At 71.6% G+C, this 25441-nt stretch carries 23 protein-coding genes; 10 read left to right on the top strand and 13 right to left on the bottom strand.

All coding sequences use genetic code 11. The features are described 5' to 3' along the window. Positions 1–17: 17 nt before the first annotated feature. On the bottom strand, positions 18–1079 hold the full coding sequence (gene sbnA / locus B072_RS45015; RefSeq protein WP_043245489.1) for a 2,3-diaminopropionate biosynthesis protein SbnA: 1062 nt from the start codon (positions 1077–1079) through the stop codon (positions 18–20). Between the two features lie 264 nt (positions 1080–1343). On the opposite strand from sbnA, the gene B072_RS0138460 reads away from it, so the two are divergent. The 3 genes from B072_RS0138460 (at position 1344) to B072_RS0138450 (ending at position 4989) form a co-directional block, all read left to right on the top strand. After that, positions 1344–2951 (top strand): tryptophan halogenase family protein, encoded by a 1608-nt coding sequence (locus B072_RS0138460; protein ID WP_018535319.1) that lies wholly within the window; start codon positions 1344–1346, stop codon positions 2949–2951. A 99-nt stretch (positions 2952–3050) separates the two neighbouring features. After that, the gene (locus B072_RS45010; RefSeq protein WP_018535318.1) at positions 3051–3713 is read left to right on the top strand and encodes a flavin reductase family protein; all 663 of its coding nucleotides are present in this window, start codon (positions 3051–3053) and stop codon (positions 3711–3713) included. Further along, a complete protein-coding gene (locus B072_RS0138450; protein WP_018535317.1) occupies positions 3700–4989 on the top strand; it encodes a cation:proton antiporter in 1290 nt (429 codons plus the stop codon). Before B072_RS45010 ends, B072_RS0138450 begins: the two co-directional genes overlap by 14 nt. A gap of 65 nt (positions 4990–5054) precedes the next feature. Here the strand turns inward: B072_RS0138450 and trpD are convergent, their stop codons facing one another. The 6 genes from trpD to B072_RS0138420 all read right to left on the bottom strand — a co-directional run bounded on the left by trpD (position 5055) and on the right by B072_RS0138420 (position 12843). Beyond that, on the bottom strand, positions 5055–6137 hold the full coding sequence (gene trpD, locus B072_RS0138445) for an anthranilate phosphoribosyltransferase (protein WP_018535316.1): 1083 nt from the start codon (positions 6135–6137) through the stop codon (positions 5055–5057). A gap of 51 nt (positions 6138–6188) precedes the next feature. Continuing rightward, positions 6189–6413 carry a hypothetical protein gene (locus B072_RS0138440; RefSeq protein WP_018535315.1) on the bottom strand — a complete coding sequence of 75 codons (225 nt, stop codon included), beginning with the start codon at positions 6411–6413 and terminating at the stop codon, positions 6189–6191. A 204-nt stretch (positions 6414–6617) separates the two neighbouring features. Further along, positions 6618–7199 (bottom strand): anthranilate synthase component II, encoded by a 582-nt coding sequence (locus tag B072_RS0138435; protein ID WP_018535314.1) that lies wholly within the window; start codon positions 7197–7199, stop codon positions 6618–6620. Continuing rightward, positions 7196–8704 carry an anthranilate synthase component I family protein gene (locus B072_RS0138430; protein WP_018535313.1) on the bottom strand — a complete coding sequence of 503 codons (1509 nt, stop codon included), beginning with the start codon at positions 8702–8704 and terminating at the stop codon, positions 7196–7198. Before B072_RS0138430 ends, B072_RS0138435 begins: the two co-directional genes overlap by 4 nt. 50 nt (positions 8705–8754) lie before the next feature. Continuing rightward, a complete protein-coding gene (gene sbnB / locus B072_RS0138425) occupies positions 8755–9798 on the bottom strand; it encodes a 2,3-diaminopropionate biosynthesis protein SbnB (protein WP_026246749.1) in 1044 nt (347 codons plus the stop codon). Between the two features lie 75 nt (positions 9799–9873). Then, the gene (locus tag B072_RS0138420) at positions 9874–12843 is read right to left on the bottom strand and encodes an AfsR/SARP family transcriptional regulator (protein ID WP_234019009.1); all 2970 of its coding nucleotides are present in this window, start codon (positions 12841–12843) and stop codon (positions 9874–9876) included. A 462-nt stretch (positions 12844–13305) separates the two neighbouring features. On the opposite strand from B072_RS0138420, the gene B072_RS0138415 reads away from it, so the two are divergent. Then, the gene (locus B072_RS0138415) at positions 13306–13740 is read left to right on the top strand and encodes a helix-turn-helix transcriptional regulator (protein WP_018535310.1); all 435 of its coding nucleotides are present in this window, start codon (positions 13306–13308) and stop codon (positions 13738–13740) included. On the opposite strand, the gene B072_RS0138410 is transcribed toward B072_RS0138415, so the two are convergent. From B072_RS0138410 to B072_RS0138395, 4 genes are read right to left on the bottom strand one after another with little or no spacing between them, the layout of a single operon-like run. Further along, complete coding sequence (locus B072_RS0138410) at positions 13731–14189, bottom strand: MaoC family dehydratase (protein WP_018535309.1); 459 nt, start codon at positions 14187–14189, stop codon at positions 13731–13733. The genes B072_RS0138415 and B072_RS0138410 overlap by 10 nt on opposite strands. A gap of 14 nt (positions 14190–14203) precedes the next feature. Beyond that, positions 14204–15718 carry an o-succinylbenzoate--CoA ligase gene (gene menE / locus B072_RS0138405; RefSeq protein WP_018535308.1) on the bottom strand — a complete coding sequence of 505 codons (1515 nt, stop codon included), beginning with the start codon at positions 15716–15718 and terminating at the stop codon, positions 14204–14206. Positions 15719–15726: 8 nt separating this feature from the next. After that, the gene (locus B072_RS0138400) at positions 15727–16605 is read right to left on the bottom strand and encodes a 4-hydroxyphenyl-beta-ketoacyl-CoA hydrolase (RefSeq protein ID WP_018535307.1); all 879 of its coding nucleotides are present in this window, start codon (positions 16603–16605) and stop codon (positions 15727–15729) included. A gap of 11 nt (positions 16606–16616) precedes the next feature. Further along, entirely contained in the window at positions 16617–17531 is a 915-nt protein-coding gene (locus tag B072_RS0138395) for an SDR family NAD(P)-dependent oxidoreductase (RefSeq protein ID WP_018535306.1), read from the bottom strand. Positions 17532–17671: 140 nt separating this feature from the next. On the opposite strand from B072_RS0138395, the gene B072_RS0138390 reads away from it, so the two are divergent. Further along, positions 17672–18133, top strand: coding sequence for a MarR family winged helix-turn-helix transcriptional regulator (locus tag B072_RS0138390; protein ID WP_018535305.1), 462 nt, complete (start codon positions 17672–17674; stop codon positions 18131–18133). Between the two features lie 181 nt (positions 18134–18314). Further along, positions 18315–19457 (top strand): acyltransferase family protein, encoded by a 1143-nt coding sequence (locus tag B072_RS0138385; protein WP_018535304.1) that lies wholly within the window; start codon positions 18315–18317, stop codon positions 19455–19457. 85 nt (positions 19458–19542) lie between these two features. Here B072_RS0138385 and B072_RS0138380 read toward each other — a convergent pair whose 3' ends face one another. Next, a complete protein-coding gene (locus B072_RS0138380) occupies positions 19543–20559 on the bottom strand; it encodes a Ku protein (RefSeq protein ID WP_018535303.1) in 1017 nt (338 codons plus the stop codon). Between the two features lie 62 nt (positions 20560–20621). Between B072_RS0138380 and ligD the strand changes: the two genes are divergently transcribed. Then, positions 20622–21512: a non-homologous end-joining DNA ligase gene (ligD, locus tag B072_RS0138375; RefSeq protein ID WP_018535302.1), complete on the top strand. Its 891-nt coding sequence runs from the start codon at positions 20622–20624 to the stop codon at positions 21510–21512. Positions 21513–21776: 264 nt separating this feature from the next. Here the strand turns inward: ligD and B072_RS0138370 are convergent, their stop codons facing one another. After that, positions 21777–22580: a nuclease-related domain-containing protein gene (locus B072_RS0138370; protein WP_018535301.1), complete on the bottom strand. Its 804-nt coding sequence runs from the start codon at positions 22578–22580 to the stop codon at positions 21777–21779. Positions 22581–22899: 319 nt separating this feature from the next. Here B072_RS0138370 and B072_RS0138365 point away from each other — a divergent pair, with 319 nt between their 5' ends. From B072_RS0138365 to B072_RS49515, 3 genes are all read left to right on the top strand, one after another. Next, on the top strand, positions 22900–23655 hold the full coding sequence (locus tag B072_RS0138365) for a hypothetical protein (protein ID WP_018535300.1): 756 nt from the start codon (positions 22900–22902) through the stop codon (positions 23653–23655). Further along, positions 23652–24929 (top strand): sensor histidine kinase, encoded by a 1278-nt coding sequence (locus tag B072_RS0138360; RefSeq protein WP_018535299.1) that lies wholly within the window; start codon positions 23652–23654, stop codon positions 24927–24929. The genes B072_RS0138365 and B072_RS0138360 overlap by 4 nt, the downstream gene beginning before the upstream one ends. Before the next feature lie 121 nt (positions 24930–25050). Next, positions 25051–25413, top strand: a complete 363-nt coding sequence (locus B072_RS49515) for an SH3 domain-containing protein (RefSeq protein WP_018535298.1) — start codon at positions 25051–25053, stop codon at positions 25411–25413. Positions 25414–25441 lie beyond the last annotated feature (28 nt).

The following is a 25441-nucleotide window of genomic DNA, read 5'->3' as shown; positions in this document are numbered from 1 at the left end:
CATGGTGAAACGGGCCGCTATCCGCGCCCTATATCGACCAACTCACCTGTACTCACTGCGAGTTGAGGCAGTGCTACGTCACCGAAGTGGCGGCGCACCCAGGCGTCGTCGTAGATCGTGTCGAGGTAGCGGTCGCCGCCGTCGGGCAGGATCAGCACGACGTTGGACCCCGGCTCCAGCCGCTCGGCGACGCGGTCGAGCGCCGAGACCACGGCGCCGGAGGAACCGCCGGCGAGGATCGCCTCGCGGCGCACGAGCCGCCGGCAGCCGAGCACGCAGTCCAGGTCGGTGACGTGGACGACGTGGTCGGCGTCCGCGGGCCGCAGGAGTCGCGGCACCACCGAGGCGCCGTGGCCCGGCACGAGCCGTTTGCAGCTCCTGCCCTTGCCGAACAGCACGCTGCCCACGGCGTCGACCGCGTGCACGGTGGTGTCCATGCCGGACTGGCGGATGAACTCGGCGCAGCCGCCGAGGGTTCCGCCGGTGCCGGCCGCCAGGATCAGGTGGTCGACCCGGCCGTCCAGGGCCTCGGAGATCTCCCGCATCGTCGTCAGGTGCGCCTGGCGGTTGAGCGGGTTGGCGTACTGGTCGGGCCAGTACGCGTCGGGGGTCTCGGCCAGGAGTTCGGCCACCCGGCGCAGCCGCATGGGCAGCAGCTCGCCGGTGGCCGGGTCCGGGTCCGTGACGACCTCGACCTCGGCGCCGTAGGCCCTGAGGATCGAGATGTTCTGCTGGGTGGTCCTGGCATCGACCACGCACACCAGGCGCAGGTCGAAGTAGGCGCAGATCTGGGCCAGTCCGATGGCGAGATTGCCGGAGCTGGACTCGATCACCGTGGAGCGACCGGGGACCAGCCGGCCCTGGCGGATCGCGCCGCGCACCATACCGAGCGCCGAGCGGTCCTTCACGCTGCCGCCGGGGTTGAACCTCTCGGTCTTGGCGTACAGCTTCACCGGCAGATCCGGCCGCAGCCGTTCCAGTGCGATGAGCGGGGTCTTTCCCACCGCGGCGAGAATTCCCCGGAGTTCGGGTATTCCGCCCGGTGGCGGAGCAACGGCATTCCCGTCTTCGTACGGCATCTGACGCAGCCATCCTCTGCTGGGAGTTGCAGGTCGGTCGTTTTCGACGTCCCCAACAGTGCGGCAGCCGCCTATATCGCGCCCATACCGCCGAGCTCAAGCGGGGATTCCGGACATTTATAGGGGTCGCATAGTTTGCGGCCGGATCCTGACGTCATCGCTTTCGAGCCAATGGGCCCGCTCATCGCCCCACTGGTGGTCCCGCTCATCCCCCCGCATCGCGCCACAAACCGACTTTCAACGACCGGAGAAATGAGCCCACTTATGACCGACACGGCAACCGACTCGCGTATCCGCAAGGTCGTCATTCTCGGCGGCGGAACGGCCGGCTGGATGACCGCCGCCTATCTCGGCAAGGCGCTGCAGGGAACGGTGGACATCAAGGTCCTGGAGGCCCCGGCCATTCCGCGGATCGGCGTGGGTGAGGCCACGGTGCCCAATCTGCACCGCGTGCTCTTCGACTACCTCGGCATAGCCGAGGAGGACTGGATGCGCGAGTGCAACGCCAGCTTCAAGATGGCGGTGCGCTTCGTCAACTGGCGGACCCCCGGCCGCGGCGAGCCCACGGCGCGGACCCTGGAGGACGGCAAGCCGGACCACTTCTACCACCCGTTCGGGATCCTGCCGGACCACGACAACACCCCGCTGTCGCACTACTGGTTCAAGAACAAGTACGAGGGCGTCACGGACAAGGCCTTCGACTACTCCTGCTTCCGCGAGCCGCCGGTGATGGACGCCAACAAGTCGCCGAAGTGGCTGGACGGCACCCCTTCCACCCGCTACGCCTGGCACTTCGACGCCGCCCTGGTGGCCGACTTCCTGCGCCGTTTCGCCACCGGGAAGCAGGGCGTGCAGCACATCCAGGACGAGATGGTCCGTGTCGAGCAGGACGAGCGCGGTCATGTGACGGCCCTGCACACCAAGGCCGGCCTGACGCTGGACGCCGACCTGTTCGTGGACTGCTCGGGCTTTCGCGGACTGCTCATCAACAAGGCGCTCGGCGAGCCGTTCATCGACATGGGCGACCACCTCATGTGCGACAGCGCGGTCGCCACGGCCGTCCCGCACGACGACGAGGCGAACGGTGTGGAGCCGTACACCTCGGCCATCGCGATGCAGTCCGGCTGGGCCTGGAAGATTCCGATGCTGGGCCGTTTCGGTTCCGGCTATGTGTACTCCAGCCGGTTCACCTCGCAGGACGAGGCGACCAAGGAATTCTGCGAGCTGTGGAATCTCGACCCGGAGACCACCAAGTTCAACCACGTGCGTTTCCGGGTCGGCCGCAACCGCCGCGCCTGGGTCAACAACGTGGTGAGCATCGGCCTCTCCTCGTGCTTCCTCGAGCCGCTGGAGTCGACCGGCATCTACTTCATCACCGCCGCCATCCACCAGCTGGCGAAGCACTTCCCCGACCGCACCTTCAACCCGGCCCTGCGGGACGCCTTCAACACCGAGATCGAGGAGATGTTCGACGACACCAGGGACTTCATCCAGGCGCACTTCTTCTACGCGCCGCGCAACGACTCCGCGTTCTGGAAGGCGCAGAAGGAGATCACCCTTCCGGAGAAGATCCAGAAGAAGATCGCCGCCTACAAGGCCGGCCTTCCGATCAACTCGCCGATCGCCGACGAGTCGACGTACTACGGGAACTTCGAGGCGGAGTTCAAGAACTTCTGGACCAACGGCAGTTACTACTGCATCTTCGCCGGCCTCGGTCTGGAGCCGGACGCCCCGCTGCCCTCCCTCGCCCACAAGCCGGAGTCCGTCGCGGGCGCCCAGCCCCTGTTCGACAAGGTCCGCCAGGAGCAGGAGCACCTCCTGAACACCCTGCCGAGCACCTACGACTATCTGCGCCGGCTCCACGGAAAGTAACCGCGCTCACGAGGGTGCCGACACCGCCCGCCCGCCCGGTGTCGGCACCCTCGGTCCAGCAGATGAGCGCGCCCGCCACCCAGACAGGAGCCCGTCCGCATGACGCACTCGACCGCCCCGATCACCCCGGTCAGCCCGACCGGCACGGACAGCACCGACAGCACGACCACGACGACCGCCGTCGACACCCGCCCGCTGATGGCGTCCTTCCCCTCCGGTGTCGGTGTGGTGACCGCACTCGCCGCCGGCGCCGTTCCGCGCGGCATGACCTGCAGCTCGCTCGCGAGCGTCGCGCTGCACCCGGCGACCCTGGTGGTCTGCCTGCGCACCGACAGCCCGACGACCCGAGCGGCCCTGGAGAGCGGCCAGTTCGCCCTGAACCTGCTGCACGAGGACGCCCGGGCCGTCTCCGACCTGTTCGCCTCGGGACGCCCCGACCGCTTCGCGCACACCGAGTGGCACCTGCCGCTCGGCGCCGCGGGCCCGCATCTGACCGGCGCCGCGCTCGCCATCGCCGACTGCGCGGTGGTGCGCACCGTCGAGATCGGGGATCACACCGCGGTCTTCGGCCACGTCACGGGCCTCACGGTCACCGAGGACACGGCACCGCTGCTGTACGGAAAGCGGCGCTACGCGCGCTGGTCGGCCGCGGCCGCGCAGCCGGCCCCGGCCGCCGCGCCCGCGGCACCCGTTCTGCCCGCCGCGCCCGCGGCCCCCGCAGTGCCCGCGCCCAGAGAGGGGTCCTCGCATGTCCGCGTCTGATCCGCTGCCGCACCTGCTCGTCGCCGTACCGGTGGTGATCGCCGTCTGCCGGCTGGGCGGCCTGCTGCTGACCCGCCTCGGTCAGCCCCCGGTGATCGGCGAGATAGCGGTCGGCATCACGCTGGGCCCGTCCCTCCTCGGGAAGATCTCCCCCGAGGCCCAGCAGGCGCTCTTCCCGCCCGAATCCCTGCCGTATCTGTCGGTCCTGGGCAACCTCGGCCTGCTGGCCTTCATGTTCCTGGCCGGCCTGGAGATCGACCTGTCCGCGCTGCGCGGGCACAGCCGTACCGCCGTCGCCGTCTCGCAGGCCAGCATCGCGCTGCCGCTGGCGCTCGGCGCGCTGCTCGCGCTCGGCATGTACGACCGGTTCGCCCCCGAGGGCACCGGGAGGCTGCCGTTCGTGCTGTTCATCGCCGTGTCGATGAGCATCACCGCGTTCCCGGTGCTGGCCCGCGTGCTGTCCGACCGCGGGCTGTACCACACGCCGCTCGGCTCGCTCGCGATGGCGTGCGCGGCGGTGGACGACGTCAGCGCCTGGTGTCTGCTCGCCCTGGTCGCGGCGGTCACCACGAGCGGCTCCCCGGAACAGGCCGCGCTCACCGCCGTATGGACGCTGGGGTTCCTGCTGTTCATGGTGTACGTGATGCGCCCGGTCCTGGGCCGTCTCGCCCGGCGGGCCGGCCGGGTCGCGGAGAGCAGCGTGCTCGTGGTGATCTTCAGCGGGCTCTGCCTGTCGGCGTTCGCCACGGACCGCATCGGTGTGCACGCGCTGTTCGGCGCGTTCCTCTTCGGCACGGTGATGCCGCGCGGTTCGCGGGCCATCGAGCTGTCGGCCGCCCGGCTGCGGGCGTTCGCGGTGCCGGTGCTGCTGCCGCTGTTCTTCGTCGGCACCGGCCTGAACACCGATGTCTTCCTGCTCGCCGGCGACCCGTCGGCGTGGCTGTGGGCGGGCGCGGTGCTCGCGGTCGCCGTCCTCGCCAAGTGGGGCGGCAGCACGGCGGCGGCCCGGCTCGCGGGCCGGCCCTGGCGGGAGGCGATGTCGATCGGCGCGCTGATGAACTGCCGCGGCCTGACCGAGCTGGTCGTCCTCAATCTCGGGCTCCAACTCCACGTCATCGGGCCCGAGTTGTTCACCATCCTGGTGCTGATGGCCCTGATCACCACGGCGGTCACGGCCCCCGCGCTGTCCTGGTTCCGGCAGGAGGCACCGCACAAGGCGCCGCGGAACCCGTCGGACCCGGGCGCCCCACGTCCCGAGCCCGCCGCCGTGCCGTGACGGTGCCGGTGGCACCACGGCCGTGTCCGGGGCCCGCCGGAGCCTCGCTCCAGGACCCCGGACACTCAGGCCACCTGCCCGACCGGCGCGTACGCGGTGCTCGCCGCGGCCCACCGCTCCAGCGTGGCCAGGGCCGCTCCTGAGTCGATCGCCCGTGCCGCGCGGGGCAGTTGGGCCGCGAGCCGCTCGGTGACCCCGCGCCCGCCGGCCGGTTCCGCGGCGGCGAGGGCCGCCGCGGCCGACAGCAGCACCGCGTCCCGCACCGGGCCCGCCGCACCGCCGAGCACGCCGCGGGCCACCTCGGCGTTGTGCTCGGGGCCCGCGCCGCGCAGCGCCTCGACGGGCACCCGGTCGAAGCCGAGGTCGCGCGGGTCGAGCCGTTCCTCGCTCAGCACTCCGTCCGCCACCGTGAACACGGTCGACGTCGTGCTGAGCGTCAGTTCGTCGAGCCCGTCGTCGCCGCGGAAGACCAGGGCGGTGATCCCGCGCCGGGCCAGCACCCCGGCGACCAGCGGCAGCAGCCGGGCGTCGGCGACGCCCACCGCCTGGGCCGTCGGGCGGGCCGGGTTGGTCAGTGGGCCGAGGGCGTTGAAGACGGTGGGGATGCCGAGGGCGCGCCGGGCGCCGACCGCGTGCCGCATCGCCGGATGGAAGTCGGGGGCGAAACAGAACGAGATCCCCGCCTCGTCCACGAGCTCGGCCGCCCGGTCGGGGCCGACCCGCAGGTTCACCCCGAGCCGCTCCAGCACGTCGGCCGATCCCGACGAGGAGCTCGCGGCGCGGTTGCCGTGCTTGACGACCCGTTCCCCGGCGCCGGCCGCGACCACCGCGGCCATGGTGGAGATGTTGACCGTGTGCGCCCCGTCTCCTCCGGTGCCCACCACGTCGACGGTCCTCCCCGGCACGTCGACGGGCACGGCGTGCGCCATCATTCCTCGGACGAGTCCTTCCAGTTCGCCGACCGTCTCGCCCTTGGCGCGCAGCGCCACCAGGAAGCCGGCGATCAGGGCGTCGGACGCCTCGCCCCGCATGATCCGGTCCATCACCCAGGCGGTGTCCGCCTCGGACAGGTCCCGGCCGGCGAGGACGGACCCGATGAGGGCGGGCCAGGTGCGGGCCGAAGGGCCCGCGTCAGGCCGTGTGTTCACTGTCGATCTCCTTCGGTCAACCGTGTCGCCGGGGCCGGGGCGCCCCCGGTGTCACCAGGGCTGGGTGTCGTCGGTGCCGTTGCCGGGGGTGACCACAGGGCTGGGACCCCCTTCGGTGTCTGTCGAGGTGCCGGCGGCCGTGGCGGAGACGGTCGCGCTCGGGGCCGCCTGGACCTCGCCGATCCCGGCCACGGAGGCGAACAGGGCGCCCGCGGCGATGACGCCGACGGTCAGGGCCTGGATCTTGTTCTTCTTCTCGAACCGAATGAGCTGCATTTCTTTATCCCCCTGTGGAGTGAATTCTCTATGCGGTGCTTTCCGACACCCAGAAAATTACGGGGATGCGGCTTCAGTTCGTTATCGGCTTCCATTCGCTCCCTTCCGTGGATCAATAACGGCGATATACACCGAGGTCAGCACGGTAAAACCGGGGCCCACCGGTGCGGCGGCAGGGGCCCCGGAGTGCGTGCGCGGGGGCGTTCAGCACGTGAGCGCCCCCGCGGACCGCAGGAAATTCCCGAGAAGACGTGACCCGTCGTCCGTGGTGATGGACTCCGGATGGAACTGCACGCCCTGCACGGCCAGTTCACGGTGGCGCAGCCCCATGACGTACCCGTCGTCGGCCGCCCGCGCGCTGACCTCCAGGACGTCCGGCAGCGGCTCGGCGACGACGAGCGAGTGGTAGCGGGTGGCCGTCACCCGCTCGCCCAGGTCCCGGAAGACACCGCCGCCGTCGTGCGTGACGGGGCTGGTCTTGCCGTGCCTGAGCCGCTCGGCGACGGCGATCCGTCCGCCGTAGGCGAGGCCGATGGCCTGATGGCCGAGGCAGATGCCGAGCAGCGGCACCCGCCCGGCGAAGTGGTGCACGAGCTCCACGTGCCCGGAGTCCGCGGGATGGCCGGGACCCGGGCCGAGCACCACCGCGTCGGGTTCGAGTGCCGCCAGCTGCGCCGGGGTTCGCGTCCCCGAGCGCACCACCTGGGTGTGCGCGCCGAGGGTGCGCAGGTACTGGTCGATGATGTGGGTGAAGCTGTCGTACGCGTCGACGAGCAGCACGTTCACGGCAACAGCTCCTCACCGGTGAGCGCCCAGTAGGCGGCGCCCATCTTGTGCAGCGTCTCCTGCCACTCGGCGAGCGGCTCGGAGTCGGCGACGATGCCGGCGCAGCTCTGGGTGGAGTAGCCGCCGCCGTCGTACGTGATGGTCCGGATGCACAGCGCGAGCCGGGACCAGCCGCGGACGTCGACGAGGCCGACGGCGCCGGCGTACATGCGGCGGGGTGCGCTCTCCAGTTCCTCGACGATCTCCATGGCGCGGATCTTCGGCGCGCCGGTGACCGTGCCCGCGGGGAAGGTGGCGGTCAGCGCGGACCAGGTGTCCTCGCGGGGGTCGAGGACGCCCTCGACGGTGGAGACCAGGTGGAAGACGTGCGAGTACGTCTCGACGGTCATCAGGCCCGGTACGTCGAGGGTGCCGGGCAGGCAGACCCGGCCGATGTCGTTGCGGCACAGGTCGACGAGCATGACGTGCTCGGCGCACTCCTTCTCGCTGGCCCGGAGCGCCTCGATGCGCGGCCCGTCGACCGCCTGGTCGCCGCTGCGCGGGGTGGTCCCGGCGATGGGCCGCATCACGATGCGGTCGCCGCGGGTGCGGAAGAGCACCTCGGGGCTGGCGCCGATCAGCGTGCTGCCGTCCCGCGGCACGAGGTACATGTACGGCGACGGGTTGCGGTGCCGCAGCCGCCGATAGACCTGAAGGGGCGTCAGATCGCTGCTGACGTCGATGCGGTGGCCGATCTGGATCTGGTAGATGTCACCGACCCCGATGTGCCGCAGGCAGCGCTCGACCTGGGCGAGGAAGGTCTCCCGGTCGCTGGTGTCGCGGACGGAGCGCGGCGTGGGGGCCTCCGGTACGGCGCCGGCCGGGCGCAGCGCGGTCAGCGCCGAGGCGATGACGTCCTCGCCCGCGGCCGGGAAGTCCGGGCTCTCGGCGACGAGCCGGTCGGCGGTGCCCGCGTCGCGGTCGTAGCGGACGATGTCGCGGAAGAGGGTCAGGACGAGGTCGGGTCCGCCGTCGGCGGTGCGCTCGGGCAGCCGTTCCATGTGCCAGGCGGCGCCGTACCCGATGGTGGTCAGGAAGCCGAAGGCGTAGTCGTCCAGGGGTATGTCGGTGTCCACGGCGAACACCGACTGGGCGGCCCGCAGCAGGTCCCACACCTGGCCGGTGCCGGTCAGCGCGCGGGCACCGCCGGGCAGCGGGGCGAGCCCGACGCGCTCGGCGGCGGCGAGCAGGGCCGCGGTGACGGGGGCGACGCCGTCGACGGTGACGCGGTCGGCGTACACCTTCAGTTCGGCGAGCCGGCCGTGGCCGACGACGGCGGTGTTCCCGTCCTGCTCGGGCGCCTCCAGGCTTTCGAGCAGGAAGACCTCGTCACCGTGGCGTTCGTGCAGGACGGTGTAGAGCTCCAGCGGGTCGTGCGGGGGCAGGCGTCTCACGTCGACGCGTACGGGAACGGTCCGCCGTTCCTCGGCGGAGGCGCGGGGCGGGGAGTCGAGAAGTGTGGTCACCAGTGGTCCCAATCCTCGGGGTAGCGGTTCCTGGGGCGGTGCGGGGCGTGTCAGCCGTAGCGCCGCATCTCGTGGAAGAAGCCCTCCTGCACGGCGAGTTCGCCGGAGGCGAGGAGGGTGTCGTAGACGTGCTTGCCGACCGCGAGGTCGAGGACCCCGAGGCCGAACGGCGAGAAGAACACCGGCCGGTCGTCCGGGACCTCGGCCTTGCCGGCGAGCACGTCGTGGAGGGTGCCGTCGAGGAACTCGCGGCCACCGGTGAGCTGTTCGGCAAGGTGGGGCGAGGTCTGGGCCTTCAGGCAGTGGTCGACGTCGTCGACGTAGTTGGCGCCGGACAGCAGGACCTCGGGCGCGAGGTCGCGCAGCGAGACGTGGAGCACCAGCGGGTGGTGCGCGAACCAGTCGGGTTCGGTGACGTGCGGGGTCCCCGCGACGGTGGCGAAGACGACGAGGTCGCTGTCGCGGACGAGCGCCTCGGCCGTGTCGTGGACGGTGACGCGACCGCTCGCGCCGGACTGCTCCAGATATCCCGCGAACCCTTCGGCGTGCTCGGCGGACAGGTCGTGCACGCCGACCTCGTCGAAGGTCCAGCCGGTGCCCGCGAGGTACTGGTGGATGTAGCGGGCGATGAGCCCGGTGCCGAAGAAGCCGATGCGGCGCGGCCGCTGTCCGCGGGCCCCGCCGAGGACGTCGGCGGCCAGCGCGGCGGAGGCCGCCGTTCGGGCCGCGCTGATGATCGAGCTCTCCAGGCAGGCCAGCGGGTAGCCGGTGTCCGGGTCGTTGAGGATCAGCACCGCGGAGGCGCGCGGGATGCCCGCCGCCACGTTCCGCGGGAAGCTGGAGATCCACTTCAGCCCGTCGACCCGGTCGCCGCCGGTCCCGCCGAGCGAGGCGGGCAGCGCGATGATGCGGGAGTCGGGGCGGTCGGGAAAACGAAGGAAGTACGAGGGCGGGTTCACGGTGTCCCCGGACCCGTGCAGGCGGTACGCCGCCTCGACGATGCGTACCACCTCCTCGTGACGGCCTTCCAGAACCTGGTGGACCTGTGCTCCGGGAATCACGGCAAAGAAGGGCGCCTCGGAAACAGGCGGCATCGTTCGACTCCACTTCGACAGAGGGGTGTTCCCGCCGAAAATAAAGAGCCGCCTTATCGCCGGATTATTGCTCTTCTACGACGCCGATTCCGCGTCCAGTACTTTGAGCTCACTCTCCGTTCGCTGGATCCACAACGGCGATCCGATCTGGACGAACACGTCGTGCGCGGCATTCAGTTGCTCACGGGCCGCGTCGATGCGTTTCTGCCGGGCGAGCGTGCGGCCGAGCGCGAGGTGGATCTGCCCGTCGATGCGCGGGTCGTGGATCCGCGCGGCCACCTCGAGCGCCTCGCCGAGCACCCGCTCGGCCGCGTCGAGGTCGCCCGCCCCGAGGTGGCTCTCGCCGAGCCCGCACGTGGCGTACGCCAGTCCCACCATGTCCGACTTGGCCTTGACCAGGTCGGCCACCTCGATGAACGCCGTCTCGGCCGCCGTGTACTCCTCCTTCGCCAGGTGCACCTGGCCGAGCCGGTGCACGGCCTGCGCGAGCCCGCGTCCGCTGCCGCCGTCGACCGACCGCATGGCGCCGACCGCCTCGTCCGCGAAGGTGAGCGCCAGCTCGGGGTTGCCGCGCTCCAGCTCGATCTGCGCCATGTTGGTCAGCACGGAGGCCTCGGACGGGTGGTCGCCGTTCTCGCGGAAGACCTCCACCGCGGCGTCCAGGTGCTTCATCGCGGTGTCCAGGTCCCCGCGCATCTCCTCGACCATCGCCAGGTTCCGCAGGCTGGAGGCGCGCCCGGTCTCCTCGCCCACCTGCTCGCAGAGCCGGACCGCCTCGCTGTAATGGGCGTGCGCCTCGTCGAGCCTGCGGGAGGCCTGCGCGGCCGCGCCCAGGTGGTGGAGCACGGCCGCCTGGCCGCGCAGGTGACCGGTCGCGCGGCAGGCCGCCAGCGCCGCCTCCGAGCACACCCGGCTGTCGTCGACGTAGTTGCGGATGTCGAAGAGCACGGTGGCCGCCGCGAGGATGCCCCAGGAGAACTCGTCCATGCCGAGCCGCGCAGCCTGCACGATCGCGGCCACCAGGGAGAGCCGCTCCACCTCCAGCCACTCCAGCGGCGCGTCGAGGAGTTCGTCGAGGAGCAGGGGTTCGGCGGTCCGCCGGGGCGCGTCGCTGCGGATCAGCCCGAAGTACCCGCCGCGCTCCCGCCGGTAGGCCTCCTCGGCGATCGTCAGGTATCCGCTGAACGCCCGCTCCTGCGCCGCCCTGCGCCCGCCCTCCGTGTCCTCGGCCTGCGCCCGCTCGCGCGCGTACAGGCGCAGCAGGTTCTGCAGCCGGTAGCGCAGCTGCCCGGTCCCGTCGACGCCGACGACCTCCAGGAACTGGGCGTCGACCAGGTCCTCCATGAGCCGCTCGGCCTCGTACTGGTCGGTGTCGAGCAGGGCCGCGCCGACCCAGGCCGTGAAGTCCGGTACGTCGAGCAGGCCGAGCTGCCGGAAGAGCAGGGCCGCCTCGTCGGGCAGGTAGCGGTACGAGAGCCCGAAGCTGGCCCGCACCCGGGACGCGCCCTGGCTGAGCTCGTCGAGCCTGCGCCGCTCGTCGGCGAGGCGGGCCACCAGGTGGCGCACGCTCCAGTGCGGCTTGGAGGCGAGCCGGGCGGCGGCGATGCGCAGCGCCAGCGGCAGCCGGTCGCACAGGTCGGCGAGCAGGCCCGTGTCGACGCGGGCGGCGGCGACCCGCTCCTCGCCCACCACCCGGCCGATCAGTTCCACGGCGTCCGCGCTCGGCAGCACACCGAGGAGCACCCGGGCCCGCTGCGGCCAGGCGACCACTTCCTCCAGCTGCTCCCGGCTGGTGACGAGGACCGTGCAGCTGCCGGTGCCGGGCAGCAGGGGCTCGACCTGGTCGTAGGAGCGGACGTTGTCGAGGACCAGCAGGACCCGCCGGTCGGCGAGCACGCTGCGGTAGAGCGCGACGAGGCTCTCCTTGTCCTGCGGGATCTCGTCGCCCGGCACGCCCATGGAGCGCAGGAAACGGCCGATCACCTCGGTGGCCCGGGTGGGTTCGTACTCCTCGTCGTAGCCGCGCAGGTCGGCGAAGAGCCGCCCGTCGGGGAAGTGGGCGGTGGCCCGGTGCGCCCAGCGCACCGCGAGCCCTGTCTTGCCGACGCCCGCGATGCCGGAGATGACCCCGACGGTGCCGCCCTGCACGCCGTCGACGCCCGCCACCAGCCCGTCGAGGGCGTCGAGTTCGGCGCCGCGGCCGGTGAACCCCGGGATGTCGGGCGGCAGTTCGGAGGGGACCACGAGGGTGCCGGCCCGGGTCTCGCCGACCGGCACCGGTGGCGCGGGCGCGAGCGAGGGGTCGTCGCGCAGGATCGCGTCGTGCAGCTCCTGGAGGTCGGGGCCCGGGTCCATGCCGAGTTCCTCGACGAACAGCTCGCGCGCCTCCCGGAAGGTGGCCATCGCCTCGGCGCGCCGCCCCGACCGGTACTGGGCGAGCATCAGATGGTGCCGGGTCCGCTCGCGCAGCGGCTGCTCCCGCACCACCGCGCCGAGCTCCGGTACGAGGTCCTGGTGGTTGCCGAGTTCCAGCTGGACGGCGGTGGCGTCGTCGTACGCGTTGAGCCGCAGCTCCTCCAGGCGGGAGGCCTCGTCCTCCACGGAGGGGGTGGCGATCCCGGCGAGGGCGGGGCCGCGCCAGAGCGCGAGGGCGGTGCGGTAGCCGTCGCCCGCCTCCGTCAACCGGCCCTGTCTGACGTCCTGTTCGGCCCGGGCGACGAGAACGGCGAACTCCGTCGCGTCGACCGTGTGCCGTTCGGGGCGCAGTACGTAGCCGGGATGGGCGGTGACGATGACGTCCTCGACCACTCCGGCGGCCTTGAACGTCTTGCGCAGAGCCGCGACCACGATGGCGATCTGGGTGCGGGCCGTGGCTGGCGGGGCACTGTTCCACACGGCGTCCACGAGCGTGTCCACCGGCACGATCCGGCCGGGACCCAACAGCAGCAGAGCCAGGACCGTTCGCTGGCGTGCGCCGCCGATGGCGAGATCCTGCCCGTCGGCCCGCACCTCCAATGGGCCCAGGATCCGAAAACTGAGTTGCACGCCGCGGCCACCCCCTGTCCACCCGTCCACCCGGCACGCAGGCTTCGTGAGCCTACCGGAGCGGTTGTGAGGGTTCCGTGATGTTTCCGGTCGTCACGCAGAGCGGTGGAGCGAGCCCCTCCGGCACCCCGCGACGCCTGGCGTCCGCCGGTGATTCACCCACGGGTTTCAGCCGGATTCGTTCGCGATACGCAATCCGGACGGGCGCGCTCCCTGCAAATATCCTTCACACGAGGGCAGACTCCGAAGAAACCCCTCGAAGATCCGCCTCAAAGAGAATGCCTCCGGCACGTTTCCGGTCGCAGGATCCCCAGGGGGTTCACAACGGCACAGCTGAAACACGCCGTTCCGGTTTCGGCGCTCCGCGTCGCACCCCCGGCCGGGCGGCACATGATCGTCGACCGTCATTGGCGAAAAACGAACCCAACCCTGCACGGAGTGTCTTCGTGGCATCGTGGAGGGGTGACCACCCTGGAGGATCTCGCCCGGTTGCGCCGGGCCCGCGACCGTATGGACCGCGAGTACACGCAGCCGCTCGACGTCGCCGCCCTGGCCGGGACCGCGCTCATGTCGCCGGGCCACTTCTCGCGCAGTTTCCGCGCCGCGTACGGGGAGACGCCGTACAGCTATCTGATGACGCGCCGCATCGAGCGCGCCAAGTCGCTGCTGCGGCGCGGCGACCTGTCGGTGACGGAGGTCTGCTTCGAGGTGGGGTGTACGTCCCTGGGCTCGTTCAGCGCGCGCTTCACCGAGCTGGTCGGCGAGACCCCGAGCGCGTACCGGTCCCGTGACCACGGCGACGCCGACGCGGTGCCGGCCTGCGTCTCCAAGGTCCACACCCGGCCGGTCAAGGGCCGGCCGGAGCCCGTGCGACCGTCCGGCGCGGATCAGGCGTAGAAGCGCGACAGGCTCTGCAGCACCGCCGCGGGCTTCGGGGCGCCCTCGATCTCGACGGTGCCGTCGACCGTGATCTGCACCCCGCCCCCGGCCACCTCCTCGACGGCCGCGAGCCGGCCCACCAGGCGGATGCGGGCGCCCACCTTCACCGGGGACGGGAAGCGCACCTTGTTGAGTCCGTAGTTGACCTTGGTCGTGACGCCCTGGACGTCGAGGAGTCCCGTGAACAGGGGGATGAAGAGGGACAGGGTCAGATAGCCGTGCGCGATGGGAGCGCCGAACGGACCGGCGGCCGCGCGCTCGGGGTCGACGTGGATCCACTGGTGGTCGTCGGTGGCGTCGGCGAACGTGTCGACGCGGTCCTGGGTGATCTCGATCCACTCGCTGGTGCCGAGTTCGCTGCCCGCGAGCTTCTTCAGGTCGTCGAGGCCGTTGACGGTGATGGTCATGAGTAGCGTGTTCCTTACGGTAGTTGAGGGTCTCCGTGCCGCTCGCGCACCCGCGCCTTGAGGAGCTTCCCGGAGGCGGTGCGCGGGAGTTCGTCCACGAGCACCAGGGATGTGGGGATCTTGTACTTGGCGAGGCGGCCGTCCAGGGAGGCGAGGACGGCGTCCGGGTCGGGGTGCGCGCCCGCGCGGGGCACGACGACGGCGCGCGGCACCTCGCCCCACTTCGCGTCCGGTACGCCGATGACCGCGCACTCGGCGACGTCGGGGTGGGCCAGGAGCAGGTTCTCCACCTCGGCCGGGTACACGTTCTCGCCGCCGGAGATGATCATGTCCTTGATGCGGTCGACGATGTGGACGTAGCCGTCGTCGTCGACCCGGGCCGCGTCGCCGGTGCGGAACCAGCCGTCGGTGAAGGCCGCCGCGGTGGCGTCCGGCAGGCCCCAGTAGCCGGGCATCACGTGCGGGCCGCGGACCAGGATCTCCCCCGTCTCGCCGGGCGCGGCCGCGGTGAGGTCGGGGCGCACGACCCGTACGTCCGTGAAGAAGTGCGGCACGCCCGCCGAGCCCGCCTTCGACACGACGTGCTCGGCGTCCAGGAACAGCGCGCCGGGGGACGCCTCGGTCATCCCGTAGCCCTGGAGGAAGGTCAGGCCGCGTTCCTGGTACGTGGCGATGAGCGAGGCCGGGACGGGGGCGCCGCCGCACAGGAGCGTGCGCAGGCAGGAGAGGTCGGCGCTCCCCCAGTCGGGCTGCCGGGCGACGAGGTCGTACATCGTGGGGACGCCGAACATGGTCGTGACGCGGTGCTCGGCGATCAGGTCCAGGGTCGCGGCCGGGTCGAAGGACTCCACCAGGACGCAGGTGCCGCCCTTCAGGAGCACCGGCAGGGCGAGCATGTTGAGACCCGCCGTGTGGAACAACGGGGCGGAGACCAGGGCGCGTTCGTCGGCGGCGAGGTCGGTGTCGACGAGGACGTTGAGGGCGTTCCAGGTCAGGTTGGCGTGGGTGAGCATGGCGCCCTTGGGGCGGCCCGTGGTCCCCGAGGTGTACATGATGATGCAGGTGTCGTCGCCGGACACGGCTTCGTCGACCGGTCCCGCCGTGCCCGCGGAGGCGATCAACTCCTCGTAATCGGGGCCGACTTCGACGTAGGTGCGCACGTCGGTGCGTCCCGGGAGTCCGGCGACGAGCGCCCGGTGCGCGGGGCCGTGGACGAGCGCCTTCGCACCCGAGTCGTCGAGCTGGTAGGCGATCTCGGGGCCCGCGAGGCGTATGTTGAGCGGTACGAAGACCGCGCCGAGGGCGCCCGCGGCGAACAACACCTCCAGGAAGCCGGGGTGGTTGGGGCCGAGATAGGCGACCCGGTCGCCGCGCCGGATGCCGCGGGCGCGCAGCGCGTGGGCCAACCGGGTCGTCCGGTCGTGGAGTTGGGCGTACGTGGAGGGCGTGCCGTCGTGGATCAGGGCGGTGCGGTGCGGGGTCTTGCGGGCCCGGCGGGCGGGCCAGGATCCCAGTCCCTCGTTGCGCATCACGGCTCCTACGGGGTCGTCAGGCCGAGGAGCCGGGCCGCGTTCTCCTTGAGGATCTTCGGCCGGACCTCCTCCTTGATGTCCAGCTTGGCGAAGTCGGCGAGCCAGCGGTCGGGGGTGAGCACCGGATAGTCGGAGCCGAACAGGACCTTGTCCTTGAGCAGCGTGTTCGCGTACCGCACGAGCTGCGGCGGGAAGTACTTCGGGGACCAGCCGGAGAGGTCGATGTGCACCCCGGGTTTGTGGGTGGCGACGGCGAGGGCCTCGTCCTGCCAGGGGAAGGACGGGTGCGCCAGGATGATCTTCAGGTGCGGGAAGTCGGCGGCCACGTCGTCCACGTGCAGCGGGTTGGAGTACTTGAGGCGGATGCCGCCCCCGCCGGGGACGCCGGCGCCGATGCCCGTCTGGCCCGTGTGGAAGAGCGCGACGGTGCCGGTCCCCTCGATGACCTCGTACAACGGGTACGCCACGGAAGGATCGTTGGGGAAGAAGCCCTGGAGGGAAGGGTGGAACTTGAAGCCCTTCACCCCGTACTCCTCGACCAGGCGGCGGGCCTGCCGCACCCCGGCCTTCCCGCGGAACGGGTCGATGGAGGCGAAGGGGACGAAGACGTCCGGGTTGGCGGCGGCCGCCTCGGCGACCTCCTCGTTCGGGACGGGGGCGGTGCCGGTCGCGGACTCGGCGTCGACCGTGAAGACGACCGCCGCCATCCGCCGCTCGCGGTAGTACGCGGCCATCTCGGCAAGGGTCGGCTTCCGCTTGCCCTCGATCTTGAAGTACGCGGACGAGGCGTCGTGCAGCTCGTCGGCGAGGGAGGCGTGGCCGTCGCGGGACGAGACCTCCGCGTGCGTGTGGACGTCGATGGCGTCCAGTGCGCCGATGTCCATCGCGGGACTCATCACGCCTCCGGGACGCGCGGCGCGGGGATGCCGACCGTCTGCGGCTCGGCGCCGACCGAGGTGGGCCAGGCGTCGGCGAGCGTCCGCGGCGTCCAGCCCCCGTCCGCGTAGGCCGACCTGATCTCCTGCGGGTGCGACCAGAGCGTGACCCGGTCGCCGCCGATGCCGATGGCCTGCCCGGTGACGGAGCGGGCCGCGTCGGAGGCGAGGAAGGGGACGAGGGCCGCGCAGTCCTCGGGGGTGCCGAAGCCCTCGCCCTTGCGCAGGAAGGCGGGCAGCGGTTCACCGGCCCGCATCGCCTCGATGTACGGGGCGAAGGCGGGGATCGTCTCGGTCATGGCGGTCGCCGCGACCGGGACGATCGCGTTGACGGTGATGTCCGCGCGGGACAGCTCCATCGACCACGTACGGGCCATGGCGGCGATGCCCGCCTTGGCCGCCGCGTAGTTGGTCTGGCCGAAGTTGCCGCGCTGGCCGGCCGGCGAGCCGACGAGGATCAGGGTGCCGCCCTCGCCCTGCTCGCGCATGCGGACGGCGGCGGCGCGGGCGCAGGTGAAGGTGCCCTTGAGGTGGGTGGTGACCACGGCGTCGAAGTCGTCGTCCGTCATCTTCCACAGGACCTTGTCGCGCAGGATGCCCGCGTTGGTGACGAGGACGTCGAGGCGGCCGAACTCCGTGACGGCGCGCGAGACCAGCCGGTCCGCCGCCTCGGCGGTGCCGACCGGGACCACCTCGGCGACGGCGGTGCCGCCCGCCTTCTCGATGGACTTCACGGCCGCCTCGGCGACGGCCTCGTCGATGTCGTTGACGACGACCGAGGCGCCGTGGGCGGCCAGGGCATGGGCGTAGGCGAGACCGAGGCCACGGCCGCTGCCGGTGACGACGGCGGCCTTCCCGGTGAGATCGATGGACACGTGGGGGTCCTTTCGGAGCAACGCGGTGCGAGGACGAGAAGGAAGCTAGAAGCAATAATTGGTGACGTCAATAGTTGTTGTCGTCCGGGAGATGCGGGAGACTGCTCCCGTACCGATCCGCACCGCACCAGGGAGACCCCATGAACCCCGCCCCCATCGACGCGCACGAGCCATGGATGCGCGGGCTGCACGCCGACACGGGCTATCTCCTGTACCGGCTCGGCCTGCGCTCGGGGCAGCTCTTCAACGCCTCGCTCCAGGAGTCGGGCCTGCGCCTGCGCCACTACGCGCTGCTGCGCTTCCTGGCCACCACCGAGGGCGCGCTGCAGAGAGAACTGAGCGCGCGGCTCGGCTACGACCCGAGCGCGATCGTCGGCCTCGTCGACGACCTGGAGAAGGCGGGCTTCGCCGAGCGCCGCCCCTCCCCCGACGACCGCCGCAGCCGCGTCGTCGTCCTCACCGACCAGGGCCGCGGCTTCCTGCGCGACACCGACGAGGCGGGCCTGCGCGTCACCGGTGAGCTGCTCGAACCGCTCGACGCCGAGGAGCGGGAGACGCTGCACGCGCTCCTGCTGCGGATCGCCGAACCGGGCCTTTCCTGACCCCGGGCGCCGTCCGGAACCGGAGACTCCGAGCCGTGTGACAGGCACCACCCATGAGCGGCACAGGTTTACGTACGCCACAACGGGTGACTACGGTGCCTGTGATGTCTCGCAGCCACTTGAAACCCGCAACCCAAAGAAGATGCGAATTCGGGAGTCGAGGTTCCACCCGGGAGGGATCGTGAGCAAGCCGATCCAGCTCGCGGCGCAGCGAACCCCGCTGCCCGCGCAGGCAGCCGCCACGGCACCCGCTGCGGGCACCACGGCCCCGGCCCCCGCGGCCGCCGCGGGGAAGAAGCCCGGCAAGGCACGGGACGCGTTCTTCGACAACGCCAAGTACCTGGCGATCGTGCTCGTCGCGATGGGCCACGCCTGGGAACCGCTGCGCGGTGACAGCCGGGCCGCGTCCGCGCTGTACATCACGGTCTACACGTTCCACATGCCGGCGTTCATCGTGATCTCCGGCTACTTCTCGCGGTCCTTCGACGCGAGCCCGAACCGGCTGAAGCGGCTGATCACGGGTGTGGCCGTGCCGTACGTCGTCTTCGAGGTGGCGTACACCTTCTTCAAGCGGACGGCCGGCGGCGACCCCGACTACCCGATCAGCCTGCTCGATCCCTGGTACCTGACCTGGTTCCTGATCGCGCTGTTCGTGTGGCGGCTCTCCACCCCGTTCTGGAAGGTCGTGCGCTGGCCGCTGCCGCTGGCCCTGGCCATCGCGGTGCTCGCCTCCGTCTCCCCCGACATCGGCGACGACCTGGACCTGCAGCGCGTTCTGCAGTTCCTCCCCTTCTTCGTCCTCGGCCTGTGCCTGAAGCCCGAGCACTTCCAGCTGGTGCGGCGCCGTGAGGCCCGGATCCTGGCCGTGCCGGTCTTCGCGAGCGCGCTGCTGTTCGCCTACTGGGCGGCGCCGCGGATGAACGCCGCCTGGTTCTACCGGCGCGACAGCGCGCAGGAACTGGCGGCGCCCGGCTGGTCCGGTGCCGTCATGACACTGGCCATGTTCGGCTGCTCGGTGATCCTGACGGCGTGCTTCTTCGCGTGGGTGCCGGGCCGCAAGTTCTGGTTCACGGCGCTCGGCGCCGGGACGCTCTACGGGTACCTGCTGCACGGCTTCGTCGCCAAGGGCTCCCGCTTCTGGGACTGGTACGACGCGCACTGGATGCACACGCCGCTCGGCGAGATCACGGTCACGGTGGGCGCGATGTCCCTGATCACCGTGCTCTGCACCCCACCGGTGCAACGCATGTTCCGGTTCGTGATGGAACCGAAGATGGAGTGGGCGTTCAGGAAGGACGCGGCCGAGGTGGCACGGGGGCGGTAGCCCGGTGCGGGTGAGTTGTGGCTGACGCACATGGGCCGCGCCCCTGAAGCGAGCTTCGCTCGCCCAGGGGCGCGGCCCATGTGCGTCAGGCGGACGCCTTCTTCCGCGGGGTCGCCTTCTTCGCCGTGGCCGTCTTCTTCTTCGTCGCCGTGGACTTGGCGGCGGCCTTCTTCGTGCCGGAGGCCGCCTTCTTCGTACCCGTGGTCTTCTTCGCGGCCGCGGTCTTCTTCGCCGCCGTCGCCTTCTTCGGGGCCGCCTTCTTCCGCGAGCGCCCCGCGAGGTGCGTCACCTCGGCGACGCCGTCGGTCGCCTCGCCCCGCGCCTCCTTGGCGGCCCGCACGCTCCCCTCCAGCGCGGCCATCAGGTCGATCACCTTGCCGCCCGCGTCGCCGCCGCCCGTGCCGCCGGACGACTCCTCCGGCTCCCCGCCGGAGGCCTTCGCCGCGATCATCTCCTCGACGGCCTCGCGGTAGTCGTCGTGCAGCGACTCCATGTCGACCTCGCCGAGCGTGTCCATCAGGGCGTCGGCCAGGTCGAGCTCCGCGTCGCGCACCGTGACCGAGGTGTCCGGCGCGGCCTCCTCGGGGGAACGGATCTCGTCGGGCCACAGCAGCCCGTGCATCGCGATGACGTCGTCGACGACCCGCAGCATCCCGAGCCGCTCCCGGCCGCGCAGCGCGAACTTGGCGATGGCGACCTTCTGGCTGCGCTTGAGGGCCTCGCGCAGCAGGGTGTAGGGCTTGGCCGCGGGGACGCCGTTCGCCGAGAGGTAGTAGGCCGTGTCCATCTGCAGCGGGTCGATGCGGTCGGCCGGGACGAAGGCGACGATCTCGATGGTCCTGGCGGTGGGGATCGGGAGCGTGGCGAGGTCGTCCTCGGTGATGGGGACGATGGAGCCGTCCGCGTCCTCGTACCCCTTGCCGATCTCCGCGCTCGTGACCTCCTTGTCCTCCAGCTCGCACACCTTGCGGTAGCGGATGCGGCCGCCGTCCTCCAGGTGGATCTGACGGAAGGAGATCGAATGGTTCTCGGTGGCGTTGACCAGCTTGATCGGGATGCTGACCAGGCCGAAGGAGATGGCGCCGTTCCATATGGAGCGCACGGTGTACCTCCCGTTTCGCCCAGCGATGTACAGATCTGTATGGGTTGCCAGAGTATTACCGTATGGCGCCCATCACAGAAGTAGAGGGGCGGCGGCTCGCGCTCAGCAACCTGGACAAGGTGCTGTACCCGGCGTCCGGGTTCACCAAGGGCGAGCTGCTGCACTACTACGCGACCACGGCCGGCGCGCTGCTCGCGCACCTGTACAACCGGCCGGTCTCCTTCCTGCGCTTCCCCGACGGGCCCGACGGCCAGCGGTTCTTCGCCAAGAACGTGCCGCCGGGCACCCCCGCGTGGGTGAAGACGGCGCGGGTGCCGCGCTCGGAGGGCGAGGTCGCGCGCCAGATCCTCGTCCAGGACCTGTCGACGCTGATGTGGGCGGCGAACCTGGTCCCCGAGTTCCACACCCCGCAGTGGCAGGCGGACCGGCCGGGCGACGCCGACCGGCTGATCCTCGATCTCGACCCGGGGGCGCCCGCCGACGTCGTGCAGTGCTGCGAGGTGGCGGTGTGGCTGCGGGAGCGTCTCGCGGCGGACGGGCTGCACGCGTACGCGAAGACGTCGGGCTCGAAGGGCCTGCACCTGCTGGTTCCGCTGGTACCCACGCCGGCACGGGAGGTCGGCGCCTACGCGAAGGCGCTCGCCGCCGAGGCGGAGGCGGAGCTGCCGCACCTCGTCGTGCACCGGATGACGCGCAGCCTGCGGCCCGGCAAGGTGTTCGTCGACCACAGCCAGAACTCCGCGTCGAAGACGACGGCCGCGCCGTACACGCTGCGGGCCCGCGCCGAGCCGACCGTGTCGACGCCGGTGACGTGGGACGAGGTCGCGGAGTGCGGTCGCGCGCAGGACCTGGTGTTCGTCGCGAACGACATCGCGGCTCGCCTCCGGCATTACGGGGATCTGCTCGGCCCCCTCATCAACCTGAACCGCGCGGGGCGGCTGCCGCCGGGCTAGCGGGCCCAGAGGTTCATCGCCGGGTGCGGCCCGGTGGGGGCTGGTCGCGCAGTTCCCCGCGCCCCTGAGGCATGCGCTTCGCGCAGCCTCCCCTGAGCGAGCGGAGCTCGCTTCAGGGGCGCGGGGAACTGCGCGAGCAACCACGACGAGACCCGCAGACGCGAGACGAACAGCACCCCGCAGACGCGAAGGCGAAAGGGGCGCGGGGAACTGCGCGAGCAGCCCCCACCGGACCCGCACCCGACAACGCGCCCCCGCACCGCGTCACACCCGCACCCAAGTCCCCCGGTCCCGAGCCATCGCATGCAGCGCCTCCACGTCCGCCGGCTTCAGCAACCCACCCGCACGGCCCAGCCCGGACACCTCGCTCTCCCCCAGCACCCGGACATCCCGCGGCGGCGTCACCACCTCCACCGCCGCCGCCTCCACCAGCACGAGAGCGCCCCGCACCTCCGCGGTCAGCGCGAAGGACGCCCGGGACGCGTCGGCCCGTACCCGGCGCAGCAACGGCTGCGGTTCCCCGCGCCCCGCGGTGACCATCGGGTCCGCGACCCGGATCCGCTGCTTGCGCGCGGGCAGCACGTGCAGCGCGAACAGCCCGCCGGGCCCGATCAGCAGATGGTGCAGCTGCGCCCCGCCGGGCAGCGGCACCGAGTGCAGCACCCGCCAGCCGCCTCCTTCGAGCCCGTCGAGCACCTCGCCGACCCGCTGCTGCGCGGCGAGCGCCCGGCGGCGCGGGTCGGTGCGCAGCCTGCGCGGGGGCGCGGGCTCCCGGTCGAGGGAGATGACGAGCGTCTCACCCGGCCGGTTCGGCGCGAGGTCGTCGTCCGGGTGGAGACTGAGCCGGGCGAGCTCGACAGGGGTCGGCACCGGCGGCGGCCCGACGGTGACCTGCCCGGCGATGAACGGGCCGAGCACATCGAGCACGGCCTCCTTGCTGGACTCGCTCAGCAGGTTCACCCGGCCCGCCTCACGGTCGTACCAGGCGACGTTCCGGCCGCCGTCCTCACATACGTAGAGCCGCTCCTGACCGTGCCGCCAGGTCGGTATGACGCGCAGTCCGCTCATGCCCCATCACCACCCCACCGACCATGGGAGCAGCCAGAACCGCCGCAGGCAAGAAGCACGCAAGCCGGTCCCGGCGGCGCCCGAGCGTGTCGGGCGGGGACCTCGGTACGGCCGTCGCGCGGCCGCCTCGTCACCGCGACGGCGGACTTCCACTGCTCAACGCGTCGAACCCGCTGAAGTACCACCCCGCGCCACCCCACCGGGCGCGCACGGCCCGACGGGCCAGCAAAGTGGGACCTCCAGCCGAAAAAGAACTTCCCTGCCCATAAGGTGTATGCGGTACCAGTGGTGCCAGCGGTGCATGACAGACAGGAGTGCAGTGACGTCCAGGCGCCCCGGCCGGGTCCCGGCTCCGGCTCTCGCTCTCGCCGTGCCCGCCGCCGCCCTGCTGCTCGCGGGCTGCGGCGACTCGGGCGGCCTGGAGAAAGCGGGCCCGACCCCGACGGCGGTCGGACCGCGCCATCTGTGGCCGACGCTGCCGCCCGCGTCCTCGGCGGTCGACGACTACGGGGCGGGCGAGACCGAGACGGTCAAGGGCGTCTTTGTGCCCGGCGGCGACCTGCGCGAGGTGGACCCGGTGACCGTGGTGCTCGCCCAGGCGGCCGCGGACCCGGACACGTACAAGACGGTCCGCAAGGGGCTCGACGACTGCGGCGATCCGGCGAAGCGGGAGAAGAAGGGGCCGAACTGCCCGGTCCTGCACGCCTATTACTCGGATCTGACCGGCGACGGCAAGGACGACATGGTCGTCGGGATCAAGGCGCCGAAGCAGCAGCTCGTGGTGCGCGTCTACGCGTACGCGGACGGCGCGCTGACCCAGATCATGAACGACGAGGACGCCGTGATCAGCGTCGAGCTCGCCGGGCACAGCGTGGTGGTGCGGGCCGTCGCGGACCTGTCCGGGTACGAGTACCGGACCTCGTGGTCGTACGACGCCCATCAGAAGGCGATGCTGCCGACGCGCGACGAGATCGTGCGCACCGGGCCGCCGAAGACCCCGTCGGCGAGCCCGTCGGTCACTCCACCGGCCCCCTCGGCGACGCCGTCCGCCGCGCCGGCCCCGGGTGCCTCATGAGGCACCGGCCGCGGCTGCCCGCCTGGACCGCGTCGCTGACCTGGAAGGCGACCGCGTTCATCACGGTGATGTGCTGCGCGCTGGCCGCGCTGCTCGGCGTCCTCGTGCACGTCTCGGTCACCCATCAGACGGTGCGGGAGGCCAGGGAGCGGGCGCTGGCGCGGCTCGACGAGGCGACCGCCGAGTTCGAGGCCGGGGACCGGCTCGGTCCCGGCGCCCGGATCGACCCGCCGGACCTGCCCGCCTCGCTGCACGCGCTCGCGGTGCGGGGCCAGCGCGGCACGATGCTCGGCAGCCGCGACTCCCGGCCGGCGATGTGGGCGGCGGGCCCGGCGTCCGACGGCCGTGCCCTGGCCGTGGACGTCGACTACGGCCAGAACGCGCACACCATCGACGGCCTCGACAACGCGATCCTCGGCTCCTCGGTGCTCGCCATCGGCGCGACGCTGCTCGTCGGCGCGTTCGCGGTGACCCGGGTGACGCGGCGGCTGCACACGACGGCACGCGTGGCCCGCAAGATCAGCGCCGGTGAGCTGGACGCCCGGGTCAACGATCCGCGGACGAAGGACCCGCAGCGCCACCAGGACGAGGTCGCCGCCGTGGCCGGCGCGCTCGACTCCATGGCCTCCTCGCTGCAGGCCCGCATCCTCACCGAGCAGCGCTTCACCGCCGACGTCGCCCATGAACTGCGTACACCGCTGACCGGTCTGCACGCCGCGGCCGAACTGCTGCCGCCGGGCCGCCCCACCGAGCTGGTCCGCGACCGGGTGGCCGCGCTGCGCACACTCACCGAGGACCTCCTGGAGATCTCCCGCCTCGACTCGCGCAGCGAGCGCGTGGAGCTGGACGACGCGTGGCTGGGCCCCATCGCCGAGCGGGTCGTCCGGGCGTCCGCCACCCAGACCGAGGTCACCGTCGTCCGGGACGTGTGCGTGGTGACCGACCGGCGGCGCCTGGAGCGGGTCCTCGGCAATCTCGTCGGCAACGCGCACCGGCACGGCGGGCCACCCGTCGTGCTGACCGTGGACGGGCCGGTGATCACCGTGCGGGACCACGGCGAGGGCTACCCGGACTACCTGGTGGAGCACGGTCCGCAGCGGTTCCGCACGGAGGGCGGGGCGCGCGGGCACGGGCTCGGGCTGACCATCGCGCTCGGCCAGGCCGAGGTCCTCGGCGCGCGCCTGTCGTTCACGAACGCGCCGGACGGCGGAGCGCTGGCGACACTGACGCTGCCCTACGAACGTCCCGTGGAACCGCCGGTCTGGCCCCTGTGAACCATGGCCGAGGGCCACACGGTGTGACCTTTTGCGTCCGTTCCGTGACGCTTTTACTGTGAATCACGGCTTTTCACCCACTTCCGGGTTCCTGCCGCACACCCCTCCCCGAGGAGGCCCCATGAGCACACAGACCGCAGTCATACGTCTCGGCATCGCCGTCGCCGCAGCAGCCACCCTCGCGACCACCGCGTCGCCCGCGCTCGCCGACGACTCGACGACGGTCAACGGCGCCAACAACAACCCGCCCGTCTACAAGGGCCGCGTCGTGGCCAAGTCCGGACTTCATCTGCGGGACGCCCCCACCCGTGGCAGCCGCATCGTGCGCACCGAGCCGTACAACGCGATCGTGCCGATCTTCTGCAAGACGGGCGGTGACAACGTCGAGGGCAACCACCTCTGGTACCTGCTCACCGACGGCACCTGGGCCTGGGGCTCGGCGAAGTACATCAACAACATCGGCGCCGCGCCCCGCTGGTGCTGACATATCCAGATATCACCGGCGAACTTGC

It is taken from the genome of Streptomyces sp. HmicA12 (assembly GCF_000373565.1).
In the GTDB taxonomy this organism is placed as follows: Bacteria; Actinomycetota; Actinomycetes; order Streptomycetales; family Streptomycetaceae; genus Streptomyces.
The sequence above is the reverse complement of the archived record's forward strand: the minus strand, read 5'-3'. Positions and strand labels throughout refer to the sequence as shown.